General features: G+C 44.1%; 18 protein-coding genes. 9 read left to right on the top strand and 9 right to left on the bottom strand.

The window, feature by feature from the left end; all coding sequences use genetic code 11:
- Positions 1-45: 45 nt before the first annotated feature.
- From GC093_RS26935 to GC093_RS26925, 3 genes are all read right to left on the bottom strand, one after another.
- Positions 46-834: a VOC family protein gene (locus GC093_RS26935; RefSeq protein WP_171655018.1), complete on the bottom strand. Its 789-nt coding sequence runs from the start codon at positions 832-834 to the stop codon at positions 46-48.
- A 61-nt stretch (positions 835-895) separates the two neighbouring features.
- Positions 896-1,510 carry an FMN-dependent NADH-azoreductase gene (locus tag GC093_RS26930; RefSeq protein ID WP_171655017.1) on the bottom strand — a complete coding sequence of 205 codons (615 nt, stop codon included), beginning with the start codon at positions 1,508-1,510 and terminating at the stop codon, positions 896-898.
- Positions 1,511-1,568: 58 nt separating this feature from the next.
- A complete protein-coding gene (locus GC093_RS26925; RefSeq protein WP_171655016.1) occupies positions 1,569-2,729 on the bottom strand; it encodes an MFS transporter in 1,161 nt (386 codons plus the stop codon).
- Positions 2,730-2,877: 148 nt separating this feature from the next.
- On the opposite strand from GC093_RS26925, the gene GC093_RS26920 reads away from it, so the two are divergent.
- Together GC093_RS26920 and bcp are read left to right on the top strand one after the other, a co-directional pair.
- Positions 2,878-3,597 carry a helix-turn-helix transcriptional regulator gene (locus tag GC093_RS26920; RefSeq protein WP_246315419.1) on the top strand — a complete coding sequence of 240 codons (720 nt, stop codon included), beginning with the start codon at positions 2,878-2,880 and terminating at the stop codon, positions 3,595-3,597.
- Between the two features lie 75 nt (positions 3,598-3,672).
- Positions 3,673-4,137, top strand: coding sequence for a thioredoxin-dependent thiol peroxidase (gene bcp / locus GC093_RS26915; protein WP_171655015.1), 465 nt, complete (start codon positions 3,673-3,675; stop codon positions 4,135-4,137).
- Between the two features lie 119 nt (positions 4,138-4,256).
- On the opposite strand, the gene nudK is transcribed toward bcp, so the two are convergent.
- The 3 genes from nudK to GC093_RS26900 form a co-directional block, all read right to left on the bottom strand.
- Positions 4,257-5,219 (bottom strand): GDP-mannose pyrophosphatase NudK, encoded by a 963-nt coding sequence (nudK, locus tag GC093_RS26910; protein WP_246315417.1) that lies wholly within the window; start codon positions 5,217-5,219, stop codon positions 4,257-4,259.
- Positions 5,220-5,225: 6 nt separating this feature from the next.
- Positions 5,226-6,419 carry a methyltransferase domain-containing protein gene (locus GC093_RS26905; RefSeq protein ID WP_171655014.1) on the bottom strand — a complete coding sequence of 398 codons (1,194 nt, stop codon included), beginning with the start codon at positions 6,417-6,419 and terminating at the stop codon, positions 5,226-5,228.
- Between the two features lie 137 nt (positions 6,420-6,556).
- Positions 6,557-7,600, bottom strand: a complete 1,044-nt coding sequence (locus GC093_RS26900; protein ID WP_171655013.1) for a Leu/Phe/Val dehydrogenase — start codon at positions 7,598-7,600, stop codon at positions 6,557-6,559.
- Between the two features lie 214 nt (positions 7,601-7,814).
- Here GC093_RS26900 and GC093_RS26895 point away from each other — a divergent pair, with 214 nt between their 5' ends.
- From GC093_RS26895 to GC093_RS26870, 6 genes are all read left to right on the top strand, one after another.
- Positions 7,815-8,645, top strand: a complete 831-nt coding sequence (locus GC093_RS26895; protein ID WP_171655012.1) for an electron transfer flavoprotein subunit beta/FixA family protein — start codon at positions 7,815-7,817, stop codon at positions 8,643-8,645.
- Positions 8,642-9,667 carry an electron transfer flavoprotein subunit alpha/FixB family protein gene (locus GC093_RS26890; protein WP_171655011.1) on the top strand — a complete coding sequence of 342 codons (1,026 nt, stop codon included), beginning with the start codon at positions 8,642-8,644 and terminating at the stop codon, positions 9,665-9,667. Before GC093_RS26895 ends, GC093_RS26890 begins: the two co-directional genes overlap by 4 nt.
- A complete protein-coding gene (locus GC093_RS26885; protein WP_171655010.1) occupies positions 9,660-10,955 on the top strand; it encodes an FAD-dependent oxidoreductase in 1,296 nt (431 codons plus the stop codon). Before GC093_RS26890 ends, GC093_RS26885 begins: the two co-directional genes overlap by 8 nt.
- Complete coding sequence (locus GC093_RS26880) at positions 10,955-11,251, top strand: ferredoxin family protein (RefSeq protein ID WP_171655009.1); 297 nt, start codon at positions 10,955-10,957, stop codon at positions 11,249-11,251. The genes GC093_RS26885 and GC093_RS26880 overlap by 1 nt, the downstream gene beginning before the upstream one ends.
- A gap of 5 nt (positions 11,252-11,256) precedes the next feature.
- Complete coding sequence (locus GC093_RS26875) at positions 11,257-11,436, top strand: hypothetical protein (RefSeq protein ID WP_171655008.1); 180 nt, start codon at positions 11,257-11,259, stop codon at positions 11,434-11,436.
- Between the two features lie 145 nt (positions 11,437-11,581).
- Complete coding sequence (locus GC093_RS26870; protein ID WP_171655007.1) at positions 11,582-11,872, top strand: hypothetical protein; 291 nt, start codon at positions 11,582-11,584, stop codon at positions 11,870-11,872.
- 161 nt (positions 11,873-12,033) lie between these two features.
- Here GC093_RS26870 and sleB read toward each other — a convergent pair whose 3' ends face one another.
- Positions 12,034-12,687 (bottom strand): spore cortex-lytic enzyme, encoded by a 654-nt coding sequence (sleB, locus tag GC093_RS26865; RefSeq protein WP_171655006.1) that lies wholly within the window; start codon positions 12,685-12,687, stop codon positions 12,034-12,036.
- 124 nt (positions 12,688-12,811) lie between these two features.
- Positions 12,812-13,426, bottom strand: coding sequence for a copper amine oxidase N-terminal domain-containing protein (locus GC093_RS26860; protein ID WP_171655005.1), 615 nt, complete (start codon positions 13,424-13,426; stop codon positions 12,812-12,814).
- 289 nt (positions 13,427-13,715) lie between these two features.
- Here GC093_RS26860 and GC093_RS26855 point away from each other — a divergent pair, with 289 nt between their 5' ends.
- On the top strand, positions 13,716-14,333 hold the full coding sequence (locus tag GC093_RS26855; protein WP_246315415.1) for a fumarylacetoacetate hydrolase family protein: 618 nt from the start codon (positions 13,716-13,718) through the stop codon (positions 14,331-14,333).
- On the opposite strand, the gene GC093_RS26850 is transcribed toward GC093_RS26855, so the two are convergent.
- Positions 14,328-15,917: a PucR family transcriptional regulator gene (locus GC093_RS26850; protein WP_171655004.1), complete on the bottom strand. Its 1,590-nt coding sequence runs from the start codon at positions 15,915-15,917 to the stop codon at positions 14,328-14,330. The two genes, GC093_RS26855 and GC093_RS26850, sit on opposite strands and share 6 nt — an antisense overlap.
- Positions 15,918-16,155 lie beyond the last annotated feature (238 nt).

Here is a 16,155-nt window from a genome sequence, read left to right as displayed (position 1 = left end):
GACGAACCTCTTCTTTTTGTTGCTTCAGTTACAAACAATCTTATACTATCTCGAAAAAGGTAAATTTAATAGATGATGTGCCTCTTTAGGGAAGTTAGTAATACTTAGACAAAAGCTGTATTCATTGATTTTAAAATAAAGCCCGCCATTCCATTCATAACTAATATTTTGTTCATCTAAGCGAGCTTTGACTTCGTTAATGAAGTGGATATCCGTTACACCAAAGCCTACTTCCATCGTCGGAGGCAAGGCTGACATCGAAATGGGAATCCATTTTCTCTTCTTCGAAGGAATAACGCAATGTGCGGTTCCTCCAATGGCGAATGCAAAAATGTCAGACACCTTATCAAGCTTGAAATTTAAAATTTTTACTAGCATTTCTCTGAACTCAATGACATTTTCCACTGGAAAGCCAATTTCTCTAAGATAAAGGATGTTCAAAGCACCACTGGGAGGCAGGATACCTTCTTGAATATAGTGATGGGAAATGATTTCCAGCAAGTTCCCATCCCCATCCCGGAAGTATACATTTCTCCCCGTTTCAAAGTTGTCAATAATTCTGCCATCCGACCATTTGAGAAGGGATATACGTTCCTTTTGAAGCCAGCTTACTACATTTTCAAATTCGGAATCAGGTATTTCGAAGGCAAGATGTGCTGGAGCCAAGGGTTCTGCAACCTCTTTGAAGGACAAGCTAAAGCTGTCTGTTGGTTGAAAATGTATTTCGTTATCCGATTCATGAATAATAGGGAAGCGCAGCTGATCATGGTAAAACTGCTTAACTCCTTGTAGGGATACTGTGTTTAACTGTAATTGTGCAAAATGAGTAATCATAGTTCCTCACACCCCTTTATCTAATCATGTAATCCATTTGAACCTAATGGTGCGATGCAGTCTAGAAGCTGACCGCGGCTTTGGATGCTTGCAGCAAGCCTTCCTCAATGATTTGCTCGGACTTATCAGGGAATTGATGGTGTCCTTCTATGACAATAGTAGTAATTTCCTCGACTCCAAATAATTGCATCGTGCGAGTCAGTAAGCTGACAGCCATTTCCGAATTCGGATCGGCGACTCCACCTCTTGCGCTCAGCAAGGCGACTTTTTTCTCGGGAATAAGGCCTACAGGACCTGATGGCGTATAACGGAACGTTTTTCCAGCTTGATTGAGGTAATCGAGATAGGTGTGCAGCACGGCAGGAAACGTTATATTCCACACTGGAAAGCCGAACACAATTTTGTCAGCGGACAAAAACTGGTCTAAATAATGGTTAGCTGTTGACGCTGCTTTTTGCTCCTCAGGAGACATCTCAAGCCCTCGGCTCGATTTAAATAAACCATTAATCATATTGGCATCCAGATAAGGAAGCTGTTCAGCATGCAAATCAAGCTGAGTAATTTGATCCTCTGGGTTGGATTTTTTGTAACTGTCGATAAAAGTATGAAGCAGCTTGACGCTTACAGCTTGCTCCTTCGGGCGGTTGTTAGCTTGAATAAATAAGACGTTAGACATGATTATTTTCTTCCCTTCATCTGTTGAATTCGTTGGAGAGGTCTGATTAGAAATGCCTTCACGATTCTTGAATAACATTCAGTTTAAGTTTTTTTGTGTTATTTTTGGACAAGTATAAGTAAAGAACTAAGGAAACAACTGCTGAGAACCCACACGTTATGAACAAAGCCGGGTACCCTAGCCATTGGGAAACCCATCCGAGCAGGATCGAGCCAAGTCCAATTCCCAGGTCAAAGGCTGTGGCAAATGACGCATTGGCAAGCCCCTTCTGATCGGGACGAACGAGGTTTAGTGTGGCCGCCTGAAGCGCGGGTTGTGCTGAGCCAAAGCCAATTCCGAACAGGAAAGCGGCAATTATAATACCAAGCATACCACTGGAAAAGGTTAGCACAATGACTGCGATAGCGGTCAAAATAATTCCAGGAACGATAACCGTTACCTCTCCGAATCGATCCGACAGCTTTCCTGAAGCAAATCTCACCAGAGTTAAGGAAATGGCGTACACCAAAAAGAAAGTGCCTGAATTAACTTGGATAGAAGCTGCGAAAAGCGGCAAAAAGGTTACAACTCCTCCATAAACAAATGCTAGAAAGAAGGTAGCCACAGTCACCGACAGAGTGGATTTATCGAAGAATACAATAGGGCCGGTTCGTGCCTTTTTTTGAAAGGGCATCTTGGTTACTAGAGCTCCCAGCAGTGCCAAGACGACAAGCCCCGCAGCTATTTGAAAAAGTCCATCGAAGCTGTGCCTCTCCAAGATCCAAATTCCCAATAGAGGACCAATCGCCATTGCTGTAGTCATGGATAATCCGAACCAAGCGATGCCTTCCCCACGTCGACTGTCCGGGATATTGTCGGTTATAGCCGTACCTATAGCCGTATGGGAAATAGCCCAGCTGGCCCCATGAAGGACACGAAGCACAAGCAGCAGAGCAATGCCGCTCACCCAGCTGTACGCATACATCGATAGAGCAAATAAAATAAGACCCCATATGACAAACTGTCTTCTCCCCAGCTGATCCACCAGCCCCCCAATAAATGGGCGTAAAACAACTGCGGATAGTGTAAACAGCCCCATCACAATTCCAACCTGCGACTCGTCACCGCCCAACTGCTTTATATAGAGAGGCATGGTCGGGACTAACAAATAAAATCCTGCGCACAGAAAAAACGTAGATAGAGATAAAACAATAAATGGCTTTGTCCATAGAGGCTTCATATCGGTCCTCCTTTAATAGAATAGGGTGGTCTTTCCAGCCTTTCACTAACTTTATAAAGGAAAATATTTATAAACTGTATAATAAGAATTGTTTTTGACTTTGTCAACATTTATATTTAGAATGTAGAGGTAGTAGAACATCATCAGCTTGCATAAACATTCGGATGAAGGCAGGGAAGTTTCTTTGAAAAATAATGAAACCAAGCAGGACGCAGGAATTCGAACGCGCAAAGCGATCACTAATATATTAAAGCAGCATGGACCTGCGGATGCAGGAACATTGGCTTCTATGCTGGAAATTACCACTATGGCTATCCGTCAGCATCTATATTCATTACAGGAAGAAGCCTTGATCAGCTATCGAGAAGAAGCTCGTCCAATGGGAAGACCAGCTAAATTGTGGGAGCTGACTCCGTTAGCGAACAAGCTGTTTCCTGACGGCTATGCGGACTTGACAGTAAGCTTGATTGAGTCCATGAAAGAGGCGTTTGGCGATGCCGGATTAGAAAGATTATTAGAGGTTCGAAACAAGAAACAGCTAGAGCACTATCAAAATCAGATTCCGGAGGGCAAGACGGTTCAATGCAAGCTTGAAATTCTGGCGGACATTCGAACCCAAGAAGGCTACATGGCTGAAGTTAAAGAACAAGAGGACGGGGGATACTTGTTAATCGAGAAGCATTGTCCCATTTGTGAGGCTGCAGCGGTCTGTACCGGTTTGTGTCAGAATGAGATGAATATTTTTCAAAGCATTCTAGGGGAGCAAGTAAATATCGAACGAGTCGAGCATATCTTAGCTGGAAAGAGCAGATGTGTGTACAATATTACCGAAGAAAGAGCTTCACTTGATGATAAAAAAAGAATATAGTCAAGCTGTAGCCTAGCTAGCCTGCACTTGTTTTATCTGTCGGTTTCGTACAAGAATCCCTAAGGAGGAAACAACATGTCCACTGTCCAAATTCAACAAACAGTCCCTGATTTCACCTTGCCAGCTTCGAACGGAAAGGAAGTATCGCTAAGTGATTTTCGAGGTAAGAAGGTAGTCATTTACTTTTATCCCAAAGACATGACCCCAGGATGTACGAAAGAATCATGCGAATTCAGAGATTACAACGGCCAATTTGCTAGCTTGAATACAGAGGTTATTGGCATTAGTCCAGACGATATTGCCTCACATGATCAATTTATAGCGGAATATCAGCTTCCTTTCCTGCTGCTTTCCGATGTTGATCAGAAGGTATGCAATGAATTCGGCGTTTGGAAGCTTAGAGAGCGAGATGGGAAGCAGTTTTACGGTGTGGAGCGTTCTACCTTTCTTATTGATGAACAAGGCATTCTGGTGAGAGAATGGCGTACGGTTCAAGTGGATGGGCATGTTGCGGAAGTGCTGGAGGCTGTTAAACAGTAGTGGACGGGGAATTAAGATAGCAGTCTGTAATAGCAACGCCTTCTTGTTTACAAGAAGGCGTTGCAGGTTTCTATAAAGATAATTATGCACATAATATGTCGTTGCTTTATCCATACGAATTACTTTATAAGAGGAACTTCATGTAAATGCATGTAGATGAATTTCCCTTTTTCCTTTGCAACTCTCACCATTTCATCCGCACCTTGTGACGGTCCACCCACTCGGAGAACCGCATCGCAATGGTCTAATAATCTTACTGAAGACGGGTGGAACATTCGATTGAATATGTCGTCTCCAATCCCTCTAGAACCGGCTGTCTCGATCAGCGGAAGTGCATACCATTCGCCTAATACAGGCAAATGCCCAGCTTCATATACTTGGAGAGCGATTTCGTTCATGAAGCTAATATTCGCCTCAATCAAACGTGGATCATCATCGGTACCGGAACGATATGGACCGGCGATTAGGATGTGCTGGGGTTTACTAGTGGGTTCAAGCAGCCCGTTGATTTGAGCGTATTGCAATAGCATAATGGTTTTTGCGTCTTTAATCTCTCCGCTTTTTACCATCTGCAATGCCTGTTCTAACGACATTTCCAGCACTTCAATATGCTCTTGTTCTTCCTCCAAACCCCCACCCTCACCAGTTAGCATGTTTGCGGTGTATTCAGCCATATAAAAGTGCAGAATCTCGGTCACTGAACCCGGGGACATATAAGCTTCACCAATTTTATGTACGTTCTTTACCCGATAGCCGGTCTCTTCTTCCGTTTCTCGAAGAATACTTTCTTCCGGACCGTCTTTGTCCAGTAAACCTGCACATGCCTCAATAAGCATCCCCGTTCCATTCCCGTTTATATAGGTCGGCATTCTAAATTGTCTTGTTAATACTACTGTTTGCTTTGCGCGATTATATAGTAAAATGGTTGCTCCATTGCCACGGTCATAAGCCTCTCTAGCTTGAGTTTCCCAAGTACCGTCACTTTTTTGATACTGAAAAGTTATTTTCTTTAGTACGTACCAGTTGTCGGATAACACCTCATTTTTCACGATGCGAACTCTGGGGTTCATTTCTTGTAACATAATTGTTTATTTCCTCCCTAAGAAAAAACCGGAATCTTTCGTTATGTAGATACTTCCCACTACTTCTAGCTTGGCACTTATGTACTTTATGAATTTATCTAAAGTTGCTCCTTTAAGAATCTCTCTGGCATTCATTGGAGTAGAAGTAATGTAATTGATAAGCGGTTGAATTTCGTCAACAAGCATGTGGTCTTCATACTGAATACAGTTGATTTCAGAAAACCACGGGGATAGAATTTCTTCACCGTTATCCAAATGAAATCGTTCCATTACATGATCCAGCACCTGGATTTGGGAATCGAATGATTGAACTAAATGCTCGATTTCTTGCAAATGCCGTTTACTCATGGTTGAAGCATAGAACATTCCGTCATGCTTCAAGACCCGGTGTATTTCTACAATGGCTTTGGAAATATCCGGAACATGATAGAGCATATGGTTGGCTATTACAATGTCAAATTCATTGTTGTGATAAGGAATAGCTTGTACATCTACGACAAGAAACTTGAAGCGGTTAGAGTGTTCACCTAAATTCTTGCGAGCTTCGTCCAACATACCGGAAGAAAGATCCGTAAGTGTGATGCTCCAAGACTCAGGAACACGTTCTATATTTCGGCTCCATAATGCCGCATCGCCACAACCGAGTTCTAAAACCCGCAAATTCGGCAGATGACTCAAATGCTCGAAAAGCCATCGGTGCCAGCCTATTTTGTTTACACTGAATTTATCGTAAAGCTGCATTCTCTTTTGTAGACGGCACGCGTTGTAGTATTGCTCAATCCAATCTTTTTCAACATTGACGGCTTGAATCAAATCACCTAGGCTTTCCCAATCCACTTGCTCCTGCTTATCACTTAAAATACTCATGGATTCATTAATGGCTTTCACTACAAACTGCATATGGGCAATTTTTTGCTGAATGATATCTTTTTGCATGACTAAAGAACTTCTTAAATCATGTAGGGGCAATGAATTGTCTTGAATAATCTGTTTAATTTCGTTGAGTGATAGTCCCACATACTTTAGAGCCTGGATCTTCTGCAGACGTATCAAATCTTCTTTGCTATACATTCTTAGAGAAGCATCATTGCAATGGGATGGGTTTAACAAACCAATCTGATCATAGTATCTCAAAGCTCTAATAGTTATCCCGGTTCTTCGTGCAATCTGCCCTGTAGTAAGGAAATCCTCACGCTTCAAGAAGCTTCCCTCCTTCTGAATTATTTTTAATTATATTAGATTACGCTACGTCACGTTCAAGCATTATTTTTGATGGACAAAGGTTTTGTGCCGCTTATTTTACATTTTCAAGAATAAAGGAGTGGAACGATGATTCGCTAAGCCTTAGCCAGTACCTGCTCCGCCATGCGGTCAGCTGCCGCTGCCGTACATATGCTTAGAGTTTCCGACAATTGGAATACGCTATTGATTGTAGGATATATGCGCTCTACACGTCTCTTCGCATAGGGGGCGTCAAAGCCTCCCAAATCGACTGCCGTTGTGATTAAGCCTCCGGCATTGATGACATAATCGGGGGCATAGAGAATGCCCGAGCTATGCAATGCTTCTCCATGTCTATCTTCAGCAAGCTGATTATTGGCGCCACCAGCTACGATTTTACACTTAAGCTGGGGAATTGTTTGATCATTAAGAATTCCTCCAAGAGCGCAAGGGGCGAATATATCGCAAGCTTCACCAAATATATCATCAACAGCAGCAGGGCGAGCTCCAAAAGCGTTCAAGACTTTCTTCACACGATCTGCATTGATATCGGAAACGACTAATTGGACGCCAGCCTCGTGCAAATACCGACATAGAAAGTAGCCGACCTTCCCAAGGCCTTGCACAGCAATAGTTTTGCCCTTCAGCAGCTCCGATCCATAGACCTTCCCTACCGATGCTTTAATTCCGAGAAAAACTCCGTATGCCGTCATTTCAGCAGTGAACTCACCGAAAGCCCCAAGAGAACCTGTTATATCGGTCACATACTCCGACTCTATATTTACCCAGTCCATGTCTTGAACGGTTGTGCCCAAATCTATTCCTGTAATGTAGCGGCCTTGCAGCTTTTGAACGAACTGACCTAGGGAACGAAATTTAGCCATGGTTTTATCTGTGTTCGGATTCCCGATTATGACCGCTTTTCCTCCACCGAATGGAAGCCCGGATACAGCAGCTTTGTAAGTCATTCCTTTAGCCAATCTAAGTGCGTCGGTTACGGCCTGTTCTTCCGTTGCATATTTCCACATCCGGCATCCGCCTAGAGCGGGTCCTAGCTTTGTATTATGGATAGCAATGATTGCCCTGAGCCCGCTGCTTGGATCTTGACAGAATACCAGCTGTTCACATTGAAATTGTTCCATTTCGTCTAAAATAAACATTTGAAATCTCCCCCTTTGCAAGAGTACATATTTGGAGAGAAGAATGAGTGCTTTTCCTTCTAATATTAATATTCAAGTTACTCCTTGTCTGTTACAGCTGTCCAATTTGAAAAAACACAAATGTATCTTCGTAGAATGGGCATCGAATAGAAGATTCTCAAATATACTATATTATTCAAAAAGTAACGGATTAAAAGGAAGGGGGTGCTGGGAGATGCTTCATATAGTTGCCTGTATTAAGCAGGTACCGGATACGAAGATCATCAAGATGAACCCGAAGACCAATACGATGGATCGTTCTAGTGCACCAGCGATTTTGAATCCATATGATGCTCATGCGGTAGAGGAAGCGGTTCGACTCAAAAACAGGTATGGAGGTACAGTATCTGTGCTCACCATGGGGCCGCCGCCAGCTGTAAAGGCAATCAAAAAATGCATTGAGATCGGAGCAGATGAGGGGTATATGATCTCTGACCGTGCTTTTGCCGGGGCAGATACGCTTGCAACTAGCTATGCCTTGACCAAAGCCATCAATAAAATTGCGACGATTCTGCCGGTTGACCTGATCATCTGTGGAAAAATGACCATTGATGGAGATACCGGTCAGGTAGGTCCCGGTATTGCCCGGCGGCTCGATATTCCTCCACTTACATCGGTTAAGAAGGTCGCCGAGATTAACAAGGAACGCGGATATGTTATTGTTCACCGCAAGCTCGAAGACGGTTATGAAGTGATCCAATCCACATTGCCTTGTCTATTCTCCGTTGAGAAGGAAATTAACGAAGTGCCCTATTCCACAATGCCGAATATGATCAAAGCGGCCTACTACCAGCCGCATATTTGGTCGGTCAATGATCTGGAGGATGTGGACAGGACCCAGCTTGGCTTAAAGGGATCACCTACAATTGTTTCATCGGTGTGGGCACCGCAGAAGCCGCAGGGCGGAAGCAAGCTCGAAGGCGCTGCGAATGAACAGGTTGCACAGCTGCTTGGTATTTTAATGGAGAAAAAAGAATTGTTTCAGGCTAGGGGTGATATTCAATGAGCTTCGAGGATTACCGGGGAGTCTGGGTGTTTATTGAAGAGAAGGAAGGGCAGATTGCCCCGGTTTCGCTAGAATTGCTGGGGGCTGGGAGGCGGCTTGCTGACAAGAGAGGGGACGAACTGGCAGGGATTTTAATCGGGGATCAAATTACGGCTTTAGCGGATACGGTGTTTGAGTACGGAGCGGATACCGTTTACACATATGACAGCCCCATCTTCAAGCATTACCGTACGGAAACTTTCATGAAAGCACTACTAGCCTGTACGGAGAAGTATAAGCCCGAGATCATCCTTTATGGTGCCACTTCAACAGGGAAGGATCTAGCCAGCGCGGTAGCCACTGACCTTCCTACTGGCTTAACGGCAGACACGACTATTCTGGATGTGGAAGAGGATACTGGATTGCTGCTGGCTAGCCGGCCTGCCTTCGGGGGCAACATTATGGCGACGATTCTTTGTAAAAAGTACCGTCCCCAAATGGCGACAGTCCGCCCCAAGGTGATGAAAGCATTGTCTCCCGAACCAGGACGAAGAGGTAAGCTGATTGAAGAATCGATTCCGCTCAAAGAGGAGGAGGTTCGCACCAAAGTATTGGAAATTGTAAGGGATACAGTCAAACAGGTTCGCATCGATGAAGCGGACATTATAGTAGCTGGAGGGAAGGGGCTCGGCAGCCCAAGCGGATTTCAGCTCATCCATCAGCTGGCTGATGTATTAGGAGCCGCCGTAGGCGGCAGCCGGGATGTTGTTGAAGCGGGATGGATCGAGCATCATCATCAGGTAGGTCAGACGGGGGTTACGGTGACCCCGAAAATATATTTTGCAATTGGGATTTCAGGGGCAATTCAACATATTGTAGGCATGCAAAATTCCGGATTAATAATTGCCATTAATAAAGACCCGAATGCGGCTATATTCCAGGCTTGCCATCACGGTATTGTCGGTGATGCGTTCGAGATTGTGCCAATGTTGATTGAACAATTTAACCATGCATGGAATGGAAAGGAAGATGGGCATGCCTGATCAATTTGAATGTATTGTCGTTGGGGCAGGGCCCGCGGGCATTGCCTGCGCGCATGAGCTGGCCAAAGCAGGAGTAAAGGTGCTGCTGCTGGAGCGAGGTGAATATCCTGGCTCCAAGAACGTGATGGGCGGCGTGCTCTATCGGCAAATGATGGAGGAGATCATTCCAGATTTTTATAAGGAGGCCCCTCTGGAGCGGCCCATTGTGGAGCAGCGATTCATGATGCTGGATAAGGAGTCAGCATTAACCTTCGGTTATAAAGGGCTGGAATGGGGACAAGAGCCTTATAATAATTTTACTGTGCTTCGCGCTAAGTTTGATCAGTGGTTTGCACAAAAGGCTGTGGAACAGGGCGCTTTATTGGTTAGTGAGACCGTTGTGCTGGAGTGCATCCAGGAAAACGGTCGAGTTGTAGGTGTTAAGACGGATCGACCTGACGGGAATCTGTATGCGAATGTTGTGGTGTTGGCGGATGGAGTCAATTCACTGCTCGCAAAATCACTCGGTTTCCACAAGGAATTTAAGCCGGATGAAGTTGCACTAGCTACGATGGAGATTGTAAAGCTGGATAGGAAAGTGATTGAAGACCGCTTTGGCTTGGAGGAAAACCAAGGCTGTACGATAGAGCTGTTCGGCGATGCGACTAAGGGGATTCTGGGAACGGGATTTCTGTACACGAACAAAGATACCTTGAGTATAGGCGTTGGTACCTTACTTTCAGGCCTTATCAAGCATAAGCTAAAACCATACGAATTATTGGAATATGTCAAAAAGCATCCGATGGTTCGTCCTTACCTGCAGGGAAGCGAGTCTCAGGAGTATTTGGCGCACTTGATCCCGGAGGGTGGCTATTATTCCATGCCAAAGGTGGCGGCTCCCGGTGTTCTTGTGGTTGGCGATGCTGCACAGCTCGTGAATGCGATTCACCGAGAAGGCTCTAATATGGCTATGACATCCGGCCGTATTGCTGCCGAAACGATTGTGATGGCCAAACAAGCAGGAGATTACTCCGAGCCTATGCTGGATCATTACCGGAAACGTTTGATGGAGAGCTTCGTCGGTCAGGATTTGAAAAAGTATAAGGACTCGACCCACCATTTTGATAAATTCCCACAGTACTTTGATCAATATATCCCAATGATGAATCGCGCGGCGAGCCAGATGTTTACCGTAGACGGCTCATCGAAGAGAGAGAAGCAGAAGAAAATTTGGCGTGATATCGGAACGGTGAAGGAGAAGCTGAGGTTAGCCCGTGACGTGTACCGGGCCTGGAAGGTGATGAAGTGATGAGTGATGCGACGAAAGGCCAATCAATTGAAGAGAAGCAATATTTACTGCGCTTTAATGCGGATACGAAGTCTCATCTGACTGTATTGGATGCCGATATATGTGCTACCAAATGCCCTGATAAAATATGTACTATTTTTTGTCCGGCGGAAGTGTATAAATGGGAGGACATCCGTATGCATGTTGGCTATGAGGGCTGTCATGAATGTGGAAGCTGCCGTATAGGCTGTCCTCATCAAAATATTAAATGGGAGTACCCAAAAGGTGGTCATGGAATCGTCTTCAGATTGGGGTGATCCACATGTTAAAAGTCGGAGATTGTGTTATTTTTTCGCCAGACGGGACGAGAGGCATTATTCTGGAAATAGGTGATAGCGTTTACCATATCGTTTGGGAAGATCATTTTGTGAGCTGGGAAAAGGGAGAGCTGCTGGAATTATCCGTTTGGGAAAAAACAGCAAGGAACAAGAGTGATAGTTAAACTTCATTTATCTAGTTAAAAATACAATGCAGAGGGTCATGCTATTGGAGCATGGCTCTTATTTATCAAGTCTTAATAAAGTTATGATGAAGTTCATTGCTACCATTTCCCCAATGTTCTATAATGTATTATTGGAGGGGAACATATGAGCGTAGATCATGTAGAAAAAGAGAAGCATTTGCAAATGGTGTATAAGAATAATGTTGTAGTTGCCAAAGATGGTAATAAAATAATCGTGGTACATAGCAAACGTTCGGTCAAGCCATTGCTGCCGTTTGAGATATCTCAAGAGGTATTGGATCAGTGGAAGCAAAGGGATAACAGGATTGGAGTCACGGATACACCTTATAAGGAGCTGTTTCCTCCTGTAATGAATCGCGTAAATGAATTGGTGTTTGTAATTGAATTTGATGAGATTGAATTTAGCGAGCATTGATTCGAATACGATTAAAGGGATAATATCCTAAGGATCATATCTTACTGATTAAGATCTCCGCAATCTTGTTTCCTTATTCCACAAATGAATAAAGCCTCCGGAACCGCTGATTGCGGTTGGAGGCTTTATTTCATATGAGGTAGTGTGGCAGCTTTAGTTCGTTACTTTGCAAAAATATGCTTGCCGATTTGTACGGTTTGCGGTCGAGACCAAATCCATTTACTGGTAGCAGTATCGGGGTTGAAATAAAACAGTGAATCGTAGGTAGGATCCCATCCGCGTACAGCATCCTCGGCAGCTAAATACGCTGAGGCATTAGGGGTTAACCAATACTGTCCGTCATCCACTGCTGTGAATGCTCTAGGTTGAAATACAACACCCTCTATTGTATCTGGAAAACTACCCGACTGAATACGGTTCATAACTACAGCTCCGACGGCAACTTGTCCCTCATAGGACTCGCCGCGGGCCTCACTATATATGGTTTTAGCCATAATGTCTAATTCAGAACGGTTTAGTGAGTATTTTTTCAAGGCAGCCCAGGTATCATCGCCGGCATAACCATCAACAGTCAAGCCGTAATTTTTCTGGAACTTGCTAACCGCTGCTAAGGTATTATAGCCGAAACGGCCGTCCAATGACTGCGGATAGTAGCCTAATAGTTTAAGTCGGAATTGCAAATCCCAAACATCGCCGTTTGAGCTACCCGGCTTCAATAATGCTGCTGCCCTTGCTGGTTCGTTAGCTACCCCTATGCTTCCAATGCCCAAAAGACAAAATACAATAACGAAGGACATTATTCTCCAATACTTCATAACTGTAATTCCCCCTTTGTCTATTAGAATTATAGGGGGAGCATCAGAAGGGTTCAACCCGCACAATTTGGAAAGAGGCTGCTAATGGATAGAATCCTTAGCAGCCTCGCGGTTATTTTTACAGTTATGCTGACGCTTCATCAATTCGAATTACGCCGGTTTCATCGATATTCGCCTTAAGTTTCAGAATATCGCTGAAGAAGGTAAAGGGTACAAAGGTAACCTCATCTTTTAGCTCAGGTGCAGCTCCTAATTGGACGGGCGCCATCTTGCCGAATGAGAAATTGTCTTTGCCAATGTATACGGCGCTCCAAACGGCGCCTTTGGTTACATCGACACTAAGCGTTTCAGCATTCCATGTTATGGTATAACCAAGCGCTTCACTAACTGCCCGCAGAGGAACCATGAGCTGATCCCCTTTTATATAGGCTGCGTTACTGCCAACCCCAATCGATTTGTTACCCGCCACAAGAACATAATGCATACCCCCGAAGGAATCTTGCGGTTTGGTTTGACGAGTTTGTCCGACTACATTGCCGTTAGCGTCATGAACGTCATAAACCGGCAAATTTTCAGTGCCTAGTGGTAGGCTGGTCGTTTGTGCAATGACGTTGCCGTCCGCGTCCTTTATTTGAATAGGCGTGTAATTCACATCATTGGGTCTAGCCTCAGCGAATGCAGCCGTAGCAAAAAGAGTCAAGCTAAGAATAACAGTTGCGGCGATCAAAGACTTTTTCATATTAGTTATATCTCCTCTATGTCTAGTTTCTAGTTGTTATTTCCTAGGAAATTTTGTCGACATTAACATAGACGGAGTGTTTTTGAAAAATGTTGCAAATAAAAGGGTTCAACATCAAAATCAGTACTTGACCCTTCTCCGATCATCAATCTGCACAATCCAAGAATTCACTAAGACTGCCGATAAAACGGCCAAAAGGCTGGTTGAGTGATGCTGGATTTTACATAAATGCCCTTCTATGCTACTATCGTCCCGTGAGTAATCCGCTTTTTAAAAGGAGATATTAATGATGATGGATATGAGGCAATACATACAGCACACTCGTAAAATCATTGGAGTTGGGCCTAATTTCAAAGCATTTCGAGCCGAAAAAGGAATTACCCACACGGATGACCCCTTCTTATTCTTTAAGTCTCCCGAGAGCTTGACGATGGAAGAGAATATCTATCTTTCTCCACTGCTGACCGAGTTTATATGTGAGGTTGAGATGGCTGTCGTAATAGGTAAGGAAGCCAAAAGCATAGCCGAGCAAGATGTTCCGTCCATTGTTGCAGGCTATGCGATTGTGAATGATATGACAGCAAGCGCTCATTTTGATACGGGGAGATTTAAAATGTTCGATCAGCTCACGCCAATAGGGGAGCTGACCGATGTGGAGGACCCAACGAATGTTGATCTGGAAATGTGGGTGAATGGAGAGATGATCCAGAAGGATAATACTCAGAATATGCTGTTCTCAGCGCATTGGATAGTTTCTCACATCTCCCGCATGGCCACTTTATGCAAAGGTGATATTATTTTGACCGGTACACCAGCCAAGCCTTTAAATTGCCGGATCGGTGATGTAATTGAATTACGAAGCCCGCAGCTGGGAAATAGGAAGCATGTGATTCATCGGGGACTATGACTTGTTCATAGCCCCTTTTTTTATGGAAAAAGCGAATACTTTGACGGCCATTTGAAGCTGAAACCGAATATCCGGGTCTTTCAAATCGACATTCAATAAGGCTTGAATACGTTCCAGGCGGTAGACGATAGAGTTGTAGTGGCAGAACAGAGCTTTTGCCGTCTCTTTAATATTGCCCCCACAATGTAAGTAGGTGATCAAGGTTTCAATCAGCTTGGATTGATTTTTGGAATCATAGATATGAAGGGGCTCGATATATTGAAACAGCTGCTTCTTTATCGATTCCTGATCGGAGAGCAGGTGGTAGACCGGATACAGACCGAGCCTGTCATAATAACATAACGTTTCTGCAGGCTGGATCACCTCCCACAGTTCAAGTGCACTCATAGCCTGATTATAGCCTTCATGGACGATAGGAAGGGGTTTGACGCCGCTAACACCTAGCCGGATAACGGGCATTTTCAGCGATTTTTCAAGCTCGGCTTGAAGCTTGCTGTAGAAGTCGGTTTGGCTTGTAAGCTGCTTAGGAATAAGCAGAACCCATTCGTTCCCTGTATTGAGCAGTATAATTCCTTGCAGGATACAATACGTCTTCACCTTCATAAGCTCTCTTGGCGAGTAAGGACTTAAGGCTGAAGTCAGACATACGCTGTATTCCGCTTGCAGCTGAAGTCCGGCGGAGGCTGCTTGCAGCGCTATCGTTTGAGTATCCGATATCTCACCGAGAATCCACGTTTTGAGAAACAAGTCCTTGCGGTTATCCTCCAAGCTGCTAAGCGAATGCTGTTTACTCATTTGTAAGGTTAACAAGTTGACCGTATGCTGGAGCAGAAGCTGCATGGGCTCCCAATCTGCATCCTCCCTCCCCCAACAAATAAAATAAGCCATCGTTTCATTGTTCTTCTCAATAGACATATACAGCCTGCTTGAATCATCGCCTAGCCAGTAACAAGGGAATTCACTTGCTTGATGGTTCAGACGGGCCTCCCTAAGATCATTCGCTTCCGGCCATTCCAATGTTATAGCAGTGTCGGTAGCAAATAATTCTGATTGGTAGGTAAGTAGAGCCGCTTGCAGCCCTGTACATTTAGCAAACGTTTCGATAAAGGTTCGGCTGTTTTCACCCATTATTAACGTGTTAGTCAGCAGTTGTATTTTATGGTGCTGCTCTACGAGCCATCGTGACTTCTGATTCAGCACTTCCTCCAGAACATCTGTCAGTGTCTGAGAATACCCGATTTGATAAGCCAGCTCGAGAATAGGCAGCCGGTATTGATTGGATAAAGCGATCATGTCTTTGGGGACCTTGTCGAGATATCTTTTGGTTTTAATGCCTATGGCAGCTATGCCGGTTTCAGCAAGCTTGGGAATTAATTCGTTCTGAGCTTCCGGGTTATCTTTGATCGAATAAGCAGTTGTGAGCAGTAAATCTCCTTGTCGAACCCAATTGAATACATCAGGTACCTCCATGACATTTACATTAGTAATCCGGCGGTGAAGCCCTTCAGCACCGCTTATAACGGGATCGGGACCAAATAAATAAGGCTTGTGCTCAAGTAGCTGTTGTACACTAATGCCATTCATATAGATTCCTCCCGAATGTTTATGTTATTAAAACTAACATAAGTATTGGACTTATAAAAGAACTTTTTAGAAATAATTACGAGACAAATTTCGCCTAATATAGCGGAAAACATAGGTTTTAGCATATAATAAGCTCACACAGGTATATAAGACTTGTGAATAATCACCAAATGGGTGGGTGAGTTTTGTAGACAAAAGCCAATGAAAGTGATCAAGTTATGATATATAATATGACACA

Source organism: Paenibacillus foliorum (assembly GCF_013141765.1).
Lineage (GTDB): Bacteria > Bacillota > Bacilli > Paenibacillales > NBRC-103111 > Paenibacillus_S > Paenibacillus_S foliorum.
This window is presented reverse-complemented; position numbering and strand designations above follow the sequence as displayed.

Bases quoted from the DNA above. Each gene is read 5' to 3' on its own strand.
- GC093_RS26890 (WP_171655011.1), top strand. From the start codon at position 8,642: ATGAGCTTCGAGGATTACCGGGGAGTCTGGGTGTTTATTGAAGAGAAG.
- GC093_RS26880 (WP_171655009.1), top strand. From the start codon at position 10,955: ATGAGTGATGCGACGAAAGGCCAATCAATTGAAGAGAAGCAATATTTA.
- GC093_RS26885 (WP_171655010.1), top strand. From the start codon at position 9,660: ATGCCTGATCAATTTGAATGTATTGTCGTTGGGGCAGGGCCCGCGGGC.
- bcp (WP_171655015.1), top strand. From the start codon at position 3,673: ATGTCCACTGTCCAAATTCAACAAACAGTCCCTGATTTCACCTTGCCA.
- GC093_RS26930 (WP_171655017.1), bottom strand. From the start codon at position 1,510: ATGTCTAACGTCTTATTTATTCAAGCTAACAACCGCCCGAAGGAGCAA.
- GC093_RS26870 (WP_171655007.1), top strand. From the start codon at position 11,582: ATGAGCGTAGATCATGTAGAAAAAGAGAAGCATTTGCAAATGGTGTAT.
- GC093_RS26935 (WP_171655018.1), bottom strand. From the start codon at position 834: ATGATTACTCATTTTGCACAATTACAGTTAAACACAGTATCCCTACAA.
- GC093_RS26860 (WP_171655005.1), bottom strand. From the start codon at position 13,426: ATGAAAAAGTCTTTGATCGCCGCAACTGTTATTCTTAGCTTGACTCTT.
- GC093_RS26850 (WP_171655004.1), bottom strand. From the start codon at position 15,917: ATGAATGGCATTAGTGTACAACAGCTACTTGAGCACAAGCCTTATTTA.
- GC093_RS26855 (WP_246315415.1), top strand. From the start codon at position 13,716: ATGATGGATATGAGGCAATACATACAGCACACTCGTAAAATCATTGGA.
- GC093_RS26925 (WP_171655016.1), bottom strand. From the start codon at position 2,729: ATGAAGCCTCTATGGACAAAGCCATTTATTGTTTTATCTCTATCTACG.
- GC093_RS26875 (WP_171655008.1), top strand. From the start codon at position 11,257: ATGTTAAAAGTCGGAGATTGTGTTATTTTTTCGCCAGACGGGACGAGA.
- GC093_RS26900 (WP_171655013.1), bottom strand. From the start codon at position 7,600: ATGTTTATTTTAGACGAAATGGAACAATTTCAATGTGAACAGCTGGTA.
- sleB (WP_171655006.1), bottom strand. From the start codon at position 12,687: ATGAAGTATTGGAGAATAATGTCCTTCGTTATTGTATTTTGTCTTTTG.
- GC093_RS26895 (WP_171655012.1), top strand. From the start codon at position 7,815: ATGCTTCATATAGTTGCCTGTATTAAGCAGGTACCGGATACGAAGATC.
- nudK (WP_246315417.1), bottom strand. From the start codon at position 5,219: ATGTTACAAGAAATGAACCCCAGAGTTCGCATCGTGAAAAATGAGGTG.